Genomic DNA, 16160 nt, shown 5'->3' with positions numbered 1-16160 from the left:
GTTCAAACCCGATTGGCGTGGATGCCGATTCTTTACCGATGAATCGGCACTAACTTAGCATCGGCAGAAACAAAAGCGGGGCTTTCGGAGCCGATAAACATTGGCATTGCTTTCCAAATAAAAGTTCGGAATGAAAATTTTAAACAGATTTGAACCATATAAGGAACATAAGGTCATATCAGCCTATAGCTATCGGATCAGGATTAACGCGATTGTATTAAATTGCTAACTGAAAACTGGAGATTAAAATTGTTTAAGCGCCCTGCAACCTGAGTTTTTTATGCTATCCCGAGTTAGCTAAACCCGATTATAGCGAGCATCCCGATCTTTTCATCGGGATAAAGCGGTAAGCGGGACTATCGGAACCGATAAGCATTGCCTTTGCTTTCCAAAACAAAAAAACAAATGTATTGGCCTCAATAACAGGAAAGATTCTGAAACAAGTTCAGAATGACGCGATTATGTTAAATTGCCAACTGAAAACTACTCTATCTTCTTACCTTTCATGGCAGTGGAAATCGCTGCGTCCATCACCCGTTCGGCAAAAGGGCGGGTAAATTCGTTCAGCTCGTCTGCTTTCTTCAAAATGGTATCTTTTTCTTGAGTAGCTAAAGCCGTTTTAAGTGCTTCGATGTGCACTTTAGTATCTGAAATTTCTTCTTCAGTTAAATGTTCGGCATGTTTTTCGATAAAACGTTCGGCGGTATAAAGCAATTGCTCACCCTCACTTCTCGCTTCAATGAGCATACGTTGCTCCACATCACTTTTGGCATGTTCTATACTGTCGAGGAGCATTTTCTCTACTGTATCGTCACTTAAGCCATAACTTGGCGTAATTTCTATCTCTTGTTTAACACCCGAGCGTAACTCTATCGCCTGAACGGTTAAAATTCCATCTGCATTCAGTAAAAAGTTGATGTCTACTTTTGGCAAACCCGCAGGCATTGCAGGAATTCCCTTTAAGTCGAATTCAGCCAGTTTTCTGTTTTCTTTCACTAAATCTCGCTCACCCTGATAAACAGAGATTTTCATATTTACCTGTCCATCTATCGAAGTGGTGTATTGACGGCCGGCTTTAGTAGGTACTTTACTGTTACGGGCAATAATTACATCCATTAGGCCACCCATGGTTTCGATACCCAAAGAAAGTGGCGTAACATCTAACAACAAGATATCAGAACGATTTCCTGCCAAAACATCGGCCTGAATGGCTGCACCAAGTGCTACTACTTCATCAGGATTGATATTATCCTGTGGTTTTTTACCAAAGAAATTTTCTACAGCCTGTTTTACAAAAGGTGTACGGGTAGAACCTCCTACTAAAATTACCTCATCTATATCGCTGGCTGATAGATCTGCATCCTTTAATGCATTTTTACAAGCAGTGATGGTTTCTTCAACCTTCGCCGAAATTAACTGCTCAAAAGTTTGTTTATCAAGTGTGCACAAGATTTCGCCAACTTGCTCGTTGTATAAGTTCTGGGTAGATAGTGCTTTTTTAGCAGCCTCAGCCTGTAGACGTAAGGTTTGCATCAAAATATTGTCATGAGCAACTACGGCTACATCTAGGTTGTTTTTCTCCAACCAGTAGTGTAAAATGGCCCTATCGAAATCATCACCACCCAAATAAGTATTGCCGTTTGTGGCCAATACCTCGAAAATTCCATTCTGGATCTGCAGAATAGAAACATCAAATGTTCCACCTCCTAAGTCGTAAACCGCTATTGTTTTTTGTTGTGAGGGATCTAAACCAATTCCGTAAGCCAAACTTGCTGCGGTAGGTTCATTTACAATACGCATCACATCCAAACCGGCCAGTTTTCCGGCATCTCGTGTGGCCTGACGCTGACTATCGTTAAAATATGCAGGCACAGTGATTACAGCCCTGTTAACCGGTGTTTTTAAGGCATGTTCTGCTCTTGCTTTAAGTTCTTTCAAAATTTCTCCCGATAATTCGATCGGTGTGTAGAAACGGTCGCCAGCGTGGATTTTCACCAAAGCATCGCTATCATCGTCTATAATTTTGTAAGAAAAAATAGCTGCATGTTCGGCTACATCTTTGTAAGAGCGGCCAAGTAATCTTTTAACTGAAAAAATGGTGTTTGAAGGGTCAGTGGTTAAGTATTCTTTAGCCTCGTTACCTACAACGGCTTCATTCTGGCCATTAAAATATACCACAGATGGTACCAATATTCCTTTACCTGCATCGTTAATTACCTGCGGATTTTTATCTGGATTGATAAACGCCACCAAACTATTGGTTGTGCCTAAATCTATTCCAACTATAATTTCTTCCTTTTGAAACGAACCTGTAGCAAGGTTAATTGATATTTTTGCCATGGCTGCAAATTTACAATAATGTTGTGCTAAAATTGTTGTTAAGTTGTAAGTTTTAGTTGAAAAAGTCCGAGGTTGGAGGTCCGAAAGTCGGGAGTTTTATTGATATCGCTATATCTTCGGACTCCCGACTTCGGACTAAAGACTCTGGACTACTTTCTATTTTTCTCTTCAATCCACAACGACATATATTTGGTGCTTTGCGCGGTGTGGTGGTTTAAAATCTGTCCGAAAAAATTATTTTGCCGGTGTGCCGTTAAATGTGAAGCTAATCTTTCAACTTCTTGTATGAATTGATCTGTAAAATATTTAGCAGAATACCTTTGGTTAATAATCTGTACGCCATTCTGTTGTGCAATTTGCCAAGAGTTTTTAACCTGATATAACTTTACAGCTTCATCAATAAATAACTCTAAATTATCTTCAATGCCGCCGTTCCAATCTAAATTGCCTTTCATGGCTTCTGCACCGACAGATGTGGTAACCGAGGGTGTACCTACCTGCATGGCATCGATAAATTTACCTTTTACACCTGCACCGAACTGAATAGGAGCAAGCAATATCCGATGTTGAGCAATGGTTTCCTTAGCATCTAAAGCTCTTCCTTTAATTAGGAATTTTTCACTTTTGTTATCCAGTTGCAGCACTTTTTGCGAGGCATAAGACCCAAATATATTCAAATTCGCATTCGGAAGCCTTTTTCTGAGCACTGGCCAGATCTTGGTTTTTAAAACCTGAACGGTATTCCAATTGGGCTCATGAAGGAAATTGCCAATGAAAACAAAATCTGCCCGATTTTCAAAGGGAATCCATTTTTCGATAACTTGCTGATCGATCTCTTCTTCGAGAAATGGTAAATAATAGATCAGTGAAGGATCAATTTTGAATTGATTTTTCAGCTGCTGAACCCGCCAGCCATATTGCTCTTCTACCATAAAGCGATCGAACAACACTATTTCGGGGTTTAATTCTTTCAGAAATAGGTTGAAACTTTCGTCGTTTAATTTGATTTGTTGCTCTACAATGCTAGTGTTACTAAAATGATAACTGAAATCGCTTTTTGATGCTGCCGATGCAAAAGTAATCTGATAACCTTTAGACAGAAATAAATCAACCAATTGGATCATTCTTGTGCCTGCTGCCGATGAAGTTGGTTCGGGCCAAACAAATCCAATAATTAATAATTTCTTAGTAGCCATGATTTAAAATTTCTGCAAAATAAGGGCTTTTTAGCTCACAATTTTAAAACCGTGCCGATTATTTCTAATTTTGCAGCTCAATTACAAGCACCACATGTTAGGATTAAAATTATTGACAGACCCACGTTGGGCAAATATTGCGGAATCAAATTTAGAAGAAATTTTATCTGACCATGCCTGGTGCGAACAAAAAGCGGCAACCAATGCCATTACTTTAATTACTCAAAATTCAGAACATCAGGATCTTGTAGATGAATTAACAGCGATTGCTATCGAAGAAATGCAGCATTTTCAGATGGTAATTGAAATTATAAAAAAACGTGGTTATACTTTAAGTCGCGAGCGAAAAGATGACTATGTTGGTCGTTTGGTGAAATTTAGCAAAAAAGATGGAAGCCGGAATATGGCTTTTGTTGACCGGTTATTATTTGCGGCGATGATTGAAGCCAGAAGCTGCGAACGTTTCAGGGTACTTTCGTTAAATATAAAAGATCAGGAGCTGGCCAAGTTTTACCACGAACTGATGGTGTCAGAAGCCGGGCATTATACCACATTTTTAAATTTTGCGCGTAAATACAGTACCGATGTTGATGTAGATAAACGCTGGAAAGAATGGTTAGATTTTGAAGGGGAATTGATTCAGAGTTTTGGAACTAAAGAAGCAATACACGGATAGTTCAGTTTTTGGTTTGCAGTTTTTCATCATCAACTGTTAATTGGCAACTGTCAACTCCTTTTTATGTATATTCCATAGCCAAATTACAATATCCTGATAACTATCGATTCCTTTTTTCTGATTGTTCAGTTTTAAGAAACTATCGAACGCGGCATCCATATAACCGAACATATTGCCATTGTATTTTCGCCAGAATTCTTTTTCAGTTTTGAAATCGGCTAAAACCTGCGGTACGAGTTTCAAATAAAGTAATTTATAATCGTCAGGTGATTTCATCCTGATCTCAAACAAAATATACCGCAACATTTCATAATTGGCAGAATATTGGTAATTCAGATCAACGCTGTTGCTTGCCGTGAGATAACCCAAAAGATTGGCTTCATCCTCATAAGCGACGCCCAATTGATGGCCTATTTCGTGGCAGCTTACATAAGGTTTAACGAAATCTGGTAAATTCATATTCATATTGGCTTCGCCAGAAAGCGGGGCGTAATARCCTTCGATGCCAATTTTACTGATTAGCCATGAATTTAAAACAGACTTTAAGCAAGGGTTTGGATATTGGAATAATTTATTTTTTCGCGACATAAGCGAATAGGCTGTTGCCGAATGATATAGAGCATCAGGAAGAAGTTGAGAGTTTGTAAAGGAACAAGAATCCTATCCTGTCTTTTTAGCGATTTTCGTTGTTTATAAAACCTCACAATTTTATAAAGTACAAAACCAATCAATAAGGCATAAATGATATCGCCAATGGCGAAAGGAAAAATAGATGATATAAACCTTAATGCTGAAGAAATGTAAAGATAAAAACCTGTTGAATAATATTTTTGGACCAGACCAGGGTAAAAACCAAAGAGGTAAATGAGTATAGCGAGGCTGATTAGAATAATCAGTTTTGTATGTTTAAAATGCTTAATCACCCCTTAATAATGGCCTTTTAGGGATTGAATTTCCAGGATGACAATTAATCCATCGTTGTGAATTTCATAAATAATGCGGTGTTCTTCATTTATTCTACGAGACCAAGAGCCTGATAACTCATATTTAAGTGGCTCTGGTTTGCCAATCCCTTCAAACGGATTTTCTTGAATTGCTATAATTAACTGCTCAATTTTTTTCTGAATAGCTTTGTTACCCGATTTCTTCCAATAGTTTAAGTGCTCAATTGCCTTTGGAGCAAATATTACTTCCATAAATCTTCGACTGCAATTTTTACGCCTTTGCCATTTTTGATATCTTCTTTTGCTTTTAATATTTCTTTAACAAACTCAGGATTGTATGGGCTTTTTTCAGTCTCGAAATCAATCTTCAAAACTTTCATAACTGCTTTTAAAGCTGTTGATTGTTCTTCGTTTTTTGGATGTACGATTAGTGTTTCCATGTTATTTCATTGTGATAAAACAAATATAACAAATCTATCTTGCAAAAGTTAGGCGTTTTCCAATCTGATCGGTCGTAAATTTGCCATTTTGATAAGCCAGGTTTCCTGATACAAAAGTGTGGGTAATGCTTGCCTGGAAGGTATCTCCATCGAACGGACTCCAACCACATTTATAGAAATTATTAAGTTTGGTTACTGTCCAGGAATCTTTCAGGTCTACCAACACTAAGTCTGCCCAATACCCTTCACGGATGAAACCGCGTTTTTCGATATCAAAACAGATGGCCAGGTTGTGTGCTGTTTTTTCAACAATTTTCTCTAAAGAGATTTTACCCTGTAAATGCATTTCTAGTAGTGCTGGTAAGGCATGTTGTACCAATGGACCACCAGATGGGGCTTGGGCGTAAGGCTGCTGCTTTTCTGCTAGTGTGTGTGGCGCGTGATCTGTTGCAATTACATCAATATAATCTTCAAGAACACCTTTAAGCACACCTTTTTGATCATCTTCGGTTTTTACCGCAGGGTTCCATTTAATGAAATTTCCTTTTGAAGCGTAATCTTTATCGTTAAACCAAAGGTGGTGCACACAAGCTTCAGCCGTAATTTTTTTATCCTTTAGCACGGTAATATTATCGAATAGTGCTATTTCTTTTGCAGTAGAAATATGTAAGATATGCAAGCGGGTTCGATAAGTTTTAGCCAGTTCGACCGCTAATGATGAAGATTTATAACAGGCCTCTGCGCTGCGGATTAAAGGATGCATATCAATGGTCAGGTCTTCACCGTATTGCGCCTTGAACTTGGCTAAGTTTTCGCGTATAGTTGCTTCATCTTCGCAGTGGGTGGCCACTAATATTGGTGCTTTGCTAAAAATGTTTTCTAAGGTTTTTTCGTTATCAACCAGCATATTTCCAGTTGATGAACCCATAAAAACTTTAATCCCGCAAACATTTTTAGGATCGGTTTTTAAAACCTCTTCAATATTGTCATTACTGGCCCCCATATAAAACGAATAATTCGCTAACGAAGTTTGGGCAGCAATTTCATATTTATCAGCTAATAAATCCTGTGTTAAGGTATTGGGTACCGTATTGGGCATTTCCATGAAAGAGGTAATTCCTCCGGCTACAGCGGCCATACTTTCGGTAAAAATATCGGCTTTATGGGTTAAACCTGGCTCGCGGAAATGTACCTGATCGTCAATCATCCCTGGTAAAAGGTATTGTCCTTCTGCGTTAATTTCTTGCGCATCAGGTGCAGATAGATTTTGACCGATTTTGGCTATCAATCCATCTTTTATCAATACATCGGCAACAATTTTTTGTCCTTCATTTACAATTGTGGCAGCTTTTATCAGGTAAGTATTCATGGTTTCAAAGGTAGTAATTTAGTGTTAAGTAGTTAGTATCAAGTATCAAGATTTTGATGCTGTGGATAGGGGAATTGAGTTTAATGTTACTGTTTTTGGTTAGATAAACCTGATAGTAGTGGGCATCCCGATTTTCATCGGGATAAAACGGATAGCAGGGCTGCCGGAACCGAAGAATTACTGAAATTGCTTTTCTAAATAGCTTTGGTCTTTTTGCTTTAGACTTGCTTTTAAGCTTTCCGCTTAAAAAGCCTATCTTTGTGCGCTATGGCAAAATCGTTCGAAGAATTTAAGTTAAACAGGCAAATTTTAAATGCAGTTGCGGATGCAGGTTACACCGTTGCCACGCCGATACAGGAAAAAGCAATTGCACCAGTACTATCTGGACAGGATATTTTCGGTATTGCCGAAACTGGTACAGGAAAAACCGCTGCTTTTGTTTTGCCAATTTTAATGCAATTGAAATATGCTCAGGGCGATAATCCAAGAGCGCTGATTTTATCTCCAACACGCGAACTGGCAATGCAGATTGCCGAGCAGGTAAAGTTGTTTTCTACTTATACAGATTTACGTTCTTTGGTAATTTTTGGTGGAATTGGTCCGAAAACACAGAAAGAGCAAATTGCAAAAGGGGTTGATATTTTAATTGCCACACCCGGAAGATTCCTGGATTTATATTTAGCTGGTGATATTAATACACAGAGCCTAAAATTTTTGGTGCTGGATGAAGCGGATAAAATGATGGATATGGGCTTTATTGGCTCTATACACCGGATTTTGGAAATCGTACCGCGTAAACGCCAAAATTTATTGTTTTCGGCAACCATGAGCGATTTAGTGCAGAAAATTGCGGGCGATTTCTTGAATAATCCACTTGTGATTGAAGCATCTGCGCAAGCAACTCCTGCAGCAAATGTAACGCAGACTTTGTATTACGTTCCCAATTTCAAAACTAAAATTAATTTATTGCAGCATTTGCTGAAGAATGATGAGGCTTTTAACCGTCTGATCATTTTCTGTAAAACAAAAACCGTTGCTGATAATATTTACAGTTTCATTGAGCGCAGATATGGTGCTGAGAATGTCCGTGTGATCCACGCCAATAAAGGACAAAATACCAGAATTAACTCCATAAATAGTTTCAAAGAAGGTAATATCAGGGTTCTAGTGGCTACAGATGTGGCAAGTAGGGGTATTGATGTGAGTGATGTAAGTCATGTGATCAATTTCGATGTGCCCATCATTATCGAAGATTATGTACACCGTATTGGCCGTACTGGTAGGGCTTTTGCCAAAGGTGATGCGATTACCTTAGCAACGGATGCCGAAAAATATTATATCCGCAAGATCGAAAAATTGATCCGCCAATATATTCCAGTGGCTGAAATTCCGGAAGGTGTTTTTATTGATGAAACGCCTTACGAGGAGCGTCAGCATATTGCAAAGGAAATCGATATGCAGAAACGTAAGGAAGATCCTGATTTTAAAGGGGCTTTCCATGAGAAAAAACACGCTGCTGCGATAGAGAAAAAGGTACGAGAAAAAGCTAAAGCAAAGGCTGGTAAGCAGGTAAAGACTTTTAAAAAAGGTAAAAAATTCGATAAGAAAAAGTAATGAACCCGACACAATTAAAATAATTATTAATTTTCTAAATAATTATTTCAATTGTCAAAGGCTCCATCTGACAATTGAAAACAAATAAATAAACACAGATGAACTTTAGGATTACGCCTTTAAATATCGTTAGCGCCATTGGTTTGGGATTAGTGGTTGTAAATTTAGTTTCAGAGAAAAGCACAGCACCACGCCATGTGGATATGAGCGGCTTTTATCTCCTGATTTTAGGTTGCCTTATCCTTGTAACCTTTATTACTGATATGATTTTCCGATTCACGTTAAAAGATATTAAAAGGATCTGGGTGGTTGAATTGATATTTATCGTTATTGCAGCTGTTTTGATGCTGATACTCCAAAAAGTAGCGTAATTAAAACGTAAAAATTCTCAACAATCTTTATCGGTGTAATCAACCAATCTGTGGAATCAAATTAAATAAGCATCTTTGCATCCGGAAAAATTAGTCGGTCTAAATCGGAGGAATCGGTTAAATCGGTGAAATCAATATTATATGAAAAAAGCAGAAATAAAAATAACCGTTGAGTTAGATGAAGGCAATAACCCAGATAATATACTTTGGGAGAGTACAGATGCTGGAAACGCTGATAAAGTGCCTGCAAAGGCGATGTTTTTATCGGTTTGGGACCACAATTATAAAAACACTTTAAAGATAGATCTTTGGACAAAGGATATGCCTGTTGATGAGATGAAACGTTTCTTCTACGAAACTTTGCAAACCATGGGCGATAGCTTTTTAAAAGCCACAAACGAAACGTTGATTGTTGAAGATTTACGTGATTACTGTGCCCACTTCGCAGATAAGATGGGGATTATTGAGGGACAATAGTTTGGTTCATTAGTCATTAGTCATTAGTCATTAGTCATTAGTCATTAGTCATTAGTCATTAGTCATTAGTCATTAGTCATTAGTCATTAAAAAATGCCAGACAAGTTAGCTATTAAACTATTAATCATTAACTTCTGTCATAAACAATTAACCAATTTAGACAGTTAACCGATTAACCAAAAAATATGTTAGTATTAAATAAATTCAGGGCTTGGTTAGGCATTTTGTTATGTATTATTGCAGGTTTCTGCCCAATGTTAAAAGTACCCATTAAAGGCAATTGGAATTTGTATCAATCAGATGCACGTTTGTTTTTGATCACTTATGCCATTATTGCCATTTCGGTATTGTTTCTGTTTATCAGAAAAGTTGGTGCCTTTAAGTTTATGAGTTTCGTAATGGCTATCTGGTATGTTTTAGCGGTAGTTGCTGTTTATTTTACTGCAAATAATTATACTAAATATGGCTTCGCCAATAAACTTATCGGTAAAGTTGTTCATTTCCAGTGGGGCTGGATTGTACTTTTGGTCGGTGTTATATTTATGCTTTTCAGTGTTAAACGTGGTGAAAAAATTACCGCTTAAGCTTTTTTGTGCAATTATGAGCTTAGCTGGTTTTAAAAACGTTAATCTGCGATAAAATAATCGTTGGTATCATCTTCCAGGGGAATATAGATTCTTTCCCATTCATTGCCTTCTATAACTTGCCAGGTGTGCCCTTCTCCGGCCGTATCATTGGCAATGAGTATAATCCCCGGCTCGATAATAAATGTTTCGCCATTGCTTACTGTAAACCGAAGTTTACCCTTAAGCGTAATTACGTATTGACGCCTTGGTGCAGGATGAGGGATCTTCTCTAAAGTTGATACATCGGTTTGGGCGAAAAAATAATTGGCATTGATATGTTGACGGATAGGGATTGTACCCGTTTCAAAAGCACACTTGTTATCTTCAATATTAATTAAACGGATGGCTTTTATATAATTTTTAGTTGTTTCGGCTTGGTCTGTATTCATCTGCAAAAAAAATAGGGTTTTAAAATTTTAATTCAGTTTGTCCTTTTTTGGCAACCTCACGTTCGTGTTGTAGTAGCCATTGCTTACGCCATAAACCACCTGCATACCCCACCAGTTTGCCGTTACTGCCAATTACCCTATGACATGGTACTACAATGGCAATATTGTTTTTTCCATTTGCTGCAGCAATAGCCCGTATCGCTAATGGATTGTGTGCAGAAAATTTGGCATATGAAGTGGTTTCGCCAAAAGGTATAGTCAGTAAATTCTGCCAGACCTCCTGTTGAAATTCAGTCCCTTTTTGCTTCAACGGGAAATCAAAATCCTTTAAGTCGCCTTTAAAATAATCATTTAACTGATTGGCTACCTTTACCGTAAGTGCGTTTTCTGATAATCCTGTAATATCCTTTTCAGCAAAAGTAATTACATGTACAAATTCGTCATCAGCTAAGATGGTTATTGTGCCAACAGGCGATGCTATAACTGATGCGTAGTTCATATCATAATTACTTTAACCACAGATTCTCACAGATGAACACAGATTGTTGTGGACATTTTTTTGTGTTCCGCACCTAATTTAGAGCTTTAGAACATTTGTGCTGCTACGAAAAAATGCCATCTGTGTTTATTCTCTTCATCTGTGGTTCAAAACTTTTTTCTGCCACCTAAACTTTAAACAAAATTACAACAATACAACAATTTAAGCGTGCAATATTTATCAATAAAAGTATCTTTGCGGTTATGCAATTGGCCAAAGAGGTTAAATATTTAATTCACAAGGAAGTATTGTTAGAGTGGCGCTCCAAATATACCATTAACGGTGTATTGCTCTATGTGGTTTCTACCATTTTTACTTGTTACCTCTCTTTTGTTAGCTTGGGCGATAAATTAACATGGAATGCCTTGTTTTGGATTATCATGCTTTTTGCCTCTATCAATGGCGTATCGAAAAGTTTTTTGCAAGAAACTAAAGGCCAGCAGTTGTACAGTTACATTTTGGCGAGTCCGGCAGCTGTTCTTATTTCAAAGATGATTTACAACGTGCTTTTAATGCTTGTTTTAACCACACTTGCCCTTGGTTTTTATATTTTGGTTTTTGGTACATATAATGACACGAATTTATTAATGTATTATCTAGCTATAGTACTAGGTGCAATTAGTTTCTCAACCGTTTTTACAATGGTTTCGGCCATAGCAAGTAAAGCCGGTAATGGTGGAATGTTAATGGCGATTTTAAGCTTTCCAATTATTATTCCCATTCTTATACTTTTAATTAGATTAGCTAAGAATGCTGTGGATGGTTTACCATGGGATACCAGTTATGATGAAATAGGCATGCTTTTAGCAGTTAATGCAGTTACGGTTGCAACCGCTTTATTGTTATTTCCTTACCTTTGGAGGGATTAAATTGGCCAATATAAATCAAAATAATTTATAAATAATATATGCGTAAAACGTGGTGGAAAATTTTGGGCTCCATATTGGTTTTGTATTCAACAATTGGAGGATTACTGATCGGTGTACCTAGATTGGCAATTTTGAATGAGACCATAAGAAATTTATACTTTCATGTGCCAATGTGGTTTGCCATGATTACACTATTTTCTATCTCAGTTTTTTATAGTGTTATGTTTTTACTTAAGGGTAAAGAAAGCTACGATACAAAAGCTGTTGAAAGTGTAAATGTAGGTGTGGTTTTTAGTATACTTGGCTTAATAACAGGATCTTTTTGGGCTAAATTTACCTGGGGGCAGTTTTGGAGTTTTGATGTAAAGCAAAATTTTAGTGCGATTGCCATATTATTATATTTTGCTTATTTAATTCTTCGAAATGCAATTGATGAAGAACAAAAAAGAGCAAAAATATCTGCCATCTATAATATCTTTGCTTTTCCTATGATGGTTGTACTTATTATGGTACTCCCAAGATTATCAGACTCATTACACCCTGGTAATGGTGGAAATCCTGGTTTTAACAGTTACGATTTAGATAGCAGAATGAGAGCCGTTTTATATCCGGCATTTATTGGCTGGTCAATTATTGGCTTTTGGATTTATACTATTCGTTTTAGATTACGTTCATTAGAAAACAAACAACAAGAAAACTAACATGAAGAAGACTCTTTTCTCCCTGATATTAATGATGGCCGCCATGCAATTATTTGCGCAGGATAATGGCGTAGAAATGGCTGATAGCCTTCGCAGCAATGGAAAGATATATGTTGTGGTAATATGTATCGTAATTATTCTTGTGGGTTTGTTGGCCTACCTGTTCTCAATCGATAAAAGATTAAAGAAAATCGAAAAAGAAAACCAAACTGATAAATAATAGCGTAAATACGATTCTGGTTAAAACCATATTAGGCTTTAATGGCTGGTAAGTAGCTATGTTTTAAGATTAAATTTGTTATTTTTTTGTGTTTATCTCATTGTAAAAGAGGTTTTTGCTAATTTTAAAAGCCCTAATTAAAAATACAGAGTAGTAACCACATAAAATACCTACATCACAGTATTGTTTTTTGGTAATTTATTGATCAAGTTTGGTTAGTTATAAATTAAATCAACGGGACGATTTAGGTTAAATTAAGAAGTGGTCAACACAATTGGTCACTTTTTTTATGTCCTGTTTTTTATTCGTATTTGCAATATTCGTAATATTGATCTGTTTTTTAGCTTCTATTTATTGAACGTTGCAACAAAAGGCTATTTTGAATATTTTTTTTATAAATTTTTTTAGATCAAAATAGCCTGTGTAAAACCTATAAAAATAGTCGTTTTTATGATGTAGGCTACCTAAGATATCTGCATTTAAACGTGTTTGGGTATGGTTTTTCGACAGTTTTCTCCAACGGGTATAAAAACTGTTGTTGAGCTAAAATAGAATGGTGTTTGCTTTACACTAAGTCTTTTTGCATTTGGATATGTGCAGTTTTTTTAGGCAATTTTGCACCGAAAACTTATTCAATATAAAAAATAAATAATGGCTAATCTAGCAGACGAGAACAAGTTCTTTGCAGATGTTTGTAAGAACTTTGACAGTGCGGCTCAATTCACCAATCATCCAGAAGGTTTATTGAACCAGATTAAAACATGTAATAGTGTGTATCGTTTCCAGTTCCCAATCCGCCGCGGAAACGGTTTTGAAGTAATTGATGCTTGGCGCGTAGAACACTCTCACCACATGAGCCCTACCAAGGGTGGTATCCGCTACAGTGAAATGGTAAACGAAGATGAGGTTATGGCGCTTGCTGCCTTAATGACTTACAAGTGCGCTATTGTTAACGTTCCATTTGGTGGCGCAAAAGGTGGTATTAAAATTAACACTAAACAATACAGTGTTGCCGAGTTAGAAACCATCACCCGCCGTTATACTACAGAATTAATTAAGAAAAATTTTATTGGCCCTGGTATCGATGTTCCTGCTCCTGATTATGGATCTGGCGAACGCGAAATGAGCTGGATTGCCGATACCTATATGACTATGAATCCTGGTCAGTTAGACGCTTTAGGCTGTGTAACTGGTAAACCAATTGCTTTACATGGTATCCGTGGCCGTAAGGAAGCTACAGGGCGTGGTGTTGCTTATGCCGTACGCGAATGTGTAGAAGTGGCAGAAGATATGGCTAAAATAGGCTTTAAAGCTGGTTTAGGCGATAAAAGAGTAATCGTTCAAGGTTTAGGTAATGTGGGCTACCACTCGGCTAAATTCTTGGCAGAATTTGGTGCTACCATTGTAGGTTTATGCGAATTTGAAGGTGCTATCTACAATGCAAACGGATTAAATGTTGATGAGGTTTTTGCACACCGTAAAAACACGGGTTCAATTTTAGGTTTCCCAGGCGCTAAAGATTTTAAAAATTCGATGGAAGGTTTAGAGCAAGATTGTGATATCATTGTTCCTGCAGCTTTAGAAAACCAATTTACCGAGCTAAATATCCGTAATATCAAGGCAAAAATTATTGCCGAAGGTGCAAATGGTCCAACAACGCCAGAAGCTGAAACAATTTTTACCGAAATGGGCGGTATCATCATTCCTGATATGTATTGCAATGCGGGCGGTGTTACGGTTTCTTATTTTGAGTGGTTGAAAAACCTTTCTCACGTGGCTTTCGGTCGTATGGAGAACCGTTATGCAGCTAATTCAAATGCAAATCTGATCAATACTTTAGAAAACCTAACCGGTAAAACGATCCTTCCTGAGCATCGTTTAATGATTGTTAAAGGTGCATCTGAAATGGAATTGGTAAACTCTGGTTTAGAAGACACTATGATCCATTCTTACCATGAAATCCGCGAAACATTAATGAACAAACCGGCAACTCAAACATTAAGAACAGCTGCTTTTGTAAATTCAATCGATAAAATTGCGGTTTCTTATATGAATTTAGGTGTTTGGCCATAATCAACTAATCGTCATTGCGAATCCCGATCCTTTATCGGAATGTGGCAATCTTATTATGAAGCCTTGCAGGATTAAAACTGCAGGGCTTTTTTGTGTCCAAGTTCGTTATCACAAATTCCGATTTGAATATTTAGCTGATCGTGTAAGCCATTTCTAGCTTTTTTGTTTTGGAAATAAATGGTCTGTATTGCATAGGGGCGGGTTGGCCCTGCTGTACCTCCTGCCAATTGAAGGAATTGGCATCCGTCCCATCAGGTTTAGAAACAAGGGGTAGTTGGCAAAGTGCACAAAGAGGATGACTATATCTGTTCTGAACCTGTTGAAGGACAGCGTTATTCCACGGGCTATTTAATCTATGCCAATCACCTTAAATCAACAAAAAAACAAAAAATGCTTTATAGTCCTTTCAATATTTGATAAAGCGAATTAATATCCTTATTCATCAATGTTAAGTTCCCGTCAAACCGCATCTGCTTTCCACCAATTAATTTTCCGATAACCTGAAGTGTTTTGTATGTTTTAAGATAACTGCTAAACTGAGCCATATTTGATTGTTTATGCAGCTTTTCAAAATTAATAAAGAAGTAGAAAAAATCTGGAGAGGGGGCGGGTACATTTTTGAAAGACATCTGTCTTTTTGTTCCGAAATAAAGCTTTTTGAGATCACTTTCTACGAAAACCTGATAGAGCGGAAATGCACTTTTGTTAACTTGGTTGCTATCTAAATTAATAATTTTTTGTTTGGCTAAATAATTTTTTAGACCATTTGCATCTGCATGTATAGCAATAGAGAATTGTGGTACATCTCTTTTTTGCAGACTTACTTTTGCTACTTTTTCAAAATCATCGTTATAATCATAAGTAACAATAGAATCTGTTTGTTGTATCGTACTTGACCAATTAAAATCTACACTGCCTTTATAATATTTTAATACACTATCGGCCTCAATGCTGAAATTCTTTGTTTTAAAAGCCCGATGAGTTATATTTTTGAAATCAGCATTTAGCCACAAACTGGCAATAGCATCTTTATTATGCCCACGGTTGCTCTGTGTATTCGTTGGGATAATCTCGTTGGCAGTAACCATATCGCTAAAATTAACTACTCCATTATCAAAATTAACAGATCCTTTATGTAATGCGGTTTCGAAAGCAATGTGCTGTACAGATTTTGCTGTATGCTTAAACCTGCTCTCGGTTACTTTTATAAAGTTTTTCTGGCTTAATATGTTCATCAAAGTTCCGTCAACATTTTCTATTTTAACCGATAACGAAACAGCGGCACTTTTACTGTCGTAATAAATAACCACATTACCC

19 protein-coding genes are annotated in these 16160 nt (G+C 37.0%); 9 read left to right on the top strand and 10 right to left on the bottom strand.

Annotated features, from left to right (window positions below):
- Positions 1–483 precede the first annotated feature (483 nt).
- Together dnaK and AC1DPQ_RS06025 are read right to left on the bottom strand one after the other, a co-directional pair.
- Positions 484–2340: a molecular chaperone DnaK gene (gene dnaK / locus AC1DPQ_RS06030; protein WP_477608403.1), complete on the bottom strand. Its 1857-nt coding sequence runs from the start codon at positions 2338–2340 to the stop codon at positions 484–486.
- Positions 2341–2489: 149 nt separating this feature from the next.
- Positions 2490–3536: a glycosyltransferase family 4 protein gene (locus AC1DPQ_RS06025; protein WP_477608401.1), complete on the bottom strand. Its 1047-nt coding sequence runs from the start codon at positions 3534–3536 to the stop codon at positions 2490–2492.
- A 94-nt stretch (positions 3537–3630) separates the two neighbouring features.
- Here AC1DPQ_RS06025 and AC1DPQ_RS06020 point away from each other — a divergent pair, with 94 nt between their 5' ends.
- On the top strand, positions 3631–4212 hold the full coding sequence (locus tag AC1DPQ_RS06020; protein ID WP_477608399.1) for a MiaE family protein: 582 nt from the start codon (positions 3631–3633) through the stop codon (positions 4210–4212).
- Positions 4213–4248: 36 nt separating this feature from the next.
- On the opposite strand, the gene AC1DPQ_RS06015 is transcribed toward AC1DPQ_RS06020, so the two are convergent.
- The 5 genes from AC1DPQ_RS06015 to AC1DPQ_RS05995 are packed head-to-tail and all read right to left on the bottom strand — an operon-like array spanning position 4249 to position 6965.
- The gene (locus tag AC1DPQ_RS06015) at positions 4249–4800 is read right to left on the bottom strand and encodes a DUF3810 family protein (RefSeq protein WP_477608397.1); all 552 of its coding nucleotides are present in this window, start codon (positions 4798–4800) and stop codon (positions 4249–4251) included.
- Positions 4755–5135: a DUF3810 family protein gene (locus AC1DPQ_RS06010; protein ID WP_477608395.1), complete on the bottom strand. Its 381-nt coding sequence runs from the start codon at positions 5133–5135 to the stop codon at positions 4755–4757. The genes AC1DPQ_RS06015 and AC1DPQ_RS06010 overlap by 46 nt, the downstream gene beginning before the upstream one ends.
- A gap of 3 nt (positions 5136–5138) precedes the next feature.
- Positions 5139–5408 carry a Txe/YoeB family addiction module toxin gene (locus AC1DPQ_RS06005; protein WP_029275375.1) on the bottom strand — a complete coding sequence of 90 codons (270 nt, stop codon included), beginning with the start codon at positions 5406–5408 and terminating at the stop codon, positions 5139–5141.
- Positions 5399–5596, bottom strand: a complete 198-nt coding sequence (locus AC1DPQ_RS06000; RefSeq protein WP_029275374.1) for a DUF2683 family protein — start codon at positions 5594–5596, stop codon at positions 5399–5401. Before AC1DPQ_RS06000 ends, AC1DPQ_RS06005 begins: the two co-directional genes overlap by 10 nt.
- Positions 5597–5630: 34 nt before the next feature.
- Positions 5631–6965, bottom strand: a complete 1335-nt coding sequence (locus tag AC1DPQ_RS05995) for a dihydroorotase (protein ID WP_477608393.1) — start codon at positions 6963–6965, stop codon at positions 5631–5633.
- A 267-nt stretch (positions 6966–7232) separates the two neighbouring features.
- Between AC1DPQ_RS05995 and AC1DPQ_RS05990 the strand changes: the two genes are divergently transcribed.
- From AC1DPQ_RS05990 to AC1DPQ_RS05975, 4 genes are all read left to right on the top strand, one after another.
- On the top strand, positions 7233–8579 hold the full coding sequence (locus AC1DPQ_RS05990) for a DEAD/DEAH box helicase (RefSeq protein ID WP_477608391.1): 1347 nt from the start codon (positions 7233–7235) through the stop codon (positions 8577–8579).
- A 98-nt stretch (positions 8580–8677) separates the two neighbouring features.
- Positions 8678–8950 carry a hypothetical protein gene (locus AC1DPQ_RS05985; protein ID WP_477584729.1) on the top strand — a complete coding sequence of 91 codons (273 nt, stop codon included), beginning with the start codon at positions 8678–8680 and terminating at the stop codon, positions 8948–8950.
- Between the two features lie 141 nt (positions 8951–9091).
- Positions 9092–9427: a gliding motility protein GldC gene (gene gldC / locus AC1DPQ_RS05980; RefSeq protein ID WP_057932380.1), complete on the top strand. Its 336-nt coding sequence runs from the start codon at positions 9092–9094 to the stop codon at positions 9425–9427.
- A gap of 185 nt (positions 9428–9612) precedes the next feature.
- Positions 9613–10011 carry a hypothetical protein gene (locus AC1DPQ_RS05975; RefSeq protein ID WP_477584730.1) on the top strand — a complete coding sequence of 133 codons (399 nt, stop codon included), beginning with the start codon at positions 9613–9615 and terminating at the stop codon, positions 10009–10011.
- Between the two features lie 41 nt (positions 10012–10052).
- Here AC1DPQ_RS05975 and AC1DPQ_RS05970 read toward each other — a convergent pair whose 3' ends face one another.
- Positions 10053–10442, bottom strand: a complete 390-nt coding sequence (locus AC1DPQ_RS05970; protein WP_029275368.1) for a cupin domain-containing protein — start codon at positions 10440–10442, stop codon at positions 10053–10055.
- A 19-nt stretch (positions 10443–10461) separates the two neighbouring features.
- Entirely contained in the window at positions 10462–10941 is a 480-nt protein-coding gene (locus AC1DPQ_RS05965) for a methylated-DNA--[protein]-cysteine S-methyltransferase (RefSeq protein WP_477584731.1), read from the bottom strand.
- 242 nt (positions 10942–11183) lie between these two features.
- Here AC1DPQ_RS05965 and AC1DPQ_RS05960 point away from each other — a divergent pair, with 242 nt between their 5' ends.
- From AC1DPQ_RS05960 to AC1DPQ_RS05945, 4 genes are all read left to right on the top strand, one after another.
- Complete coding sequence (locus AC1DPQ_RS05960; RefSeq protein ID WP_477584514.1) at positions 11184–11849, top strand: heme exporter protein CcmB; 666 nt, start codon at positions 11184–11186, stop codon at positions 11847–11849.
- Between the two features lie 38 nt (positions 11850–11887).
- Positions 11888–12550 (top strand): cytochrome c biogenesis protein CcsA, encoded by a 663-nt coding sequence (gene ccsA, locus AC1DPQ_RS05955; protein ID WP_477584512.1) that lies wholly within the window; start codon positions 11888–11890, stop codon positions 12548–12550.
- 1 nt (position 12551) lies between these two features.
- Positions 12552–12770: a CcmD family protein gene (locus AC1DPQ_RS05950; RefSeq protein ID WP_477584510.1), complete on the top strand. Its 219-nt coding sequence runs from the start codon at positions 12552–12554 to the stop codon at positions 12768–12770.
- A 651-nt stretch (positions 12771–13421) separates the two neighbouring features.
- Positions 13422–14843, top strand: coding sequence for a Glu/Leu/Phe/Val family dehydrogenase (locus AC1DPQ_RS05945; protein ID WP_029275363.1), 1422 nt, complete (start codon positions 13422–13424; stop codon positions 14841–14843).
- A gap of 395 nt (positions 14844–15238) precedes the next feature.
- Here the strand turns inward: AC1DPQ_RS05945 and AC1DPQ_RS05940 are convergent.
- Positions 15239–16160 (bottom strand): hypothetical protein (locus AC1DPQ_RS05940; protein ID WP_477608389.1); only part of this gene is annotated, 922 nt, incomplete at its 5' end.

The organism is Pedobacter sp. 01T416_2 (assembly GCF_056398925.1).
Note: the sequence above shows the minus strand (reverse complement) of the source record. Positions and strands in the feature narration are given on the sequence as shown.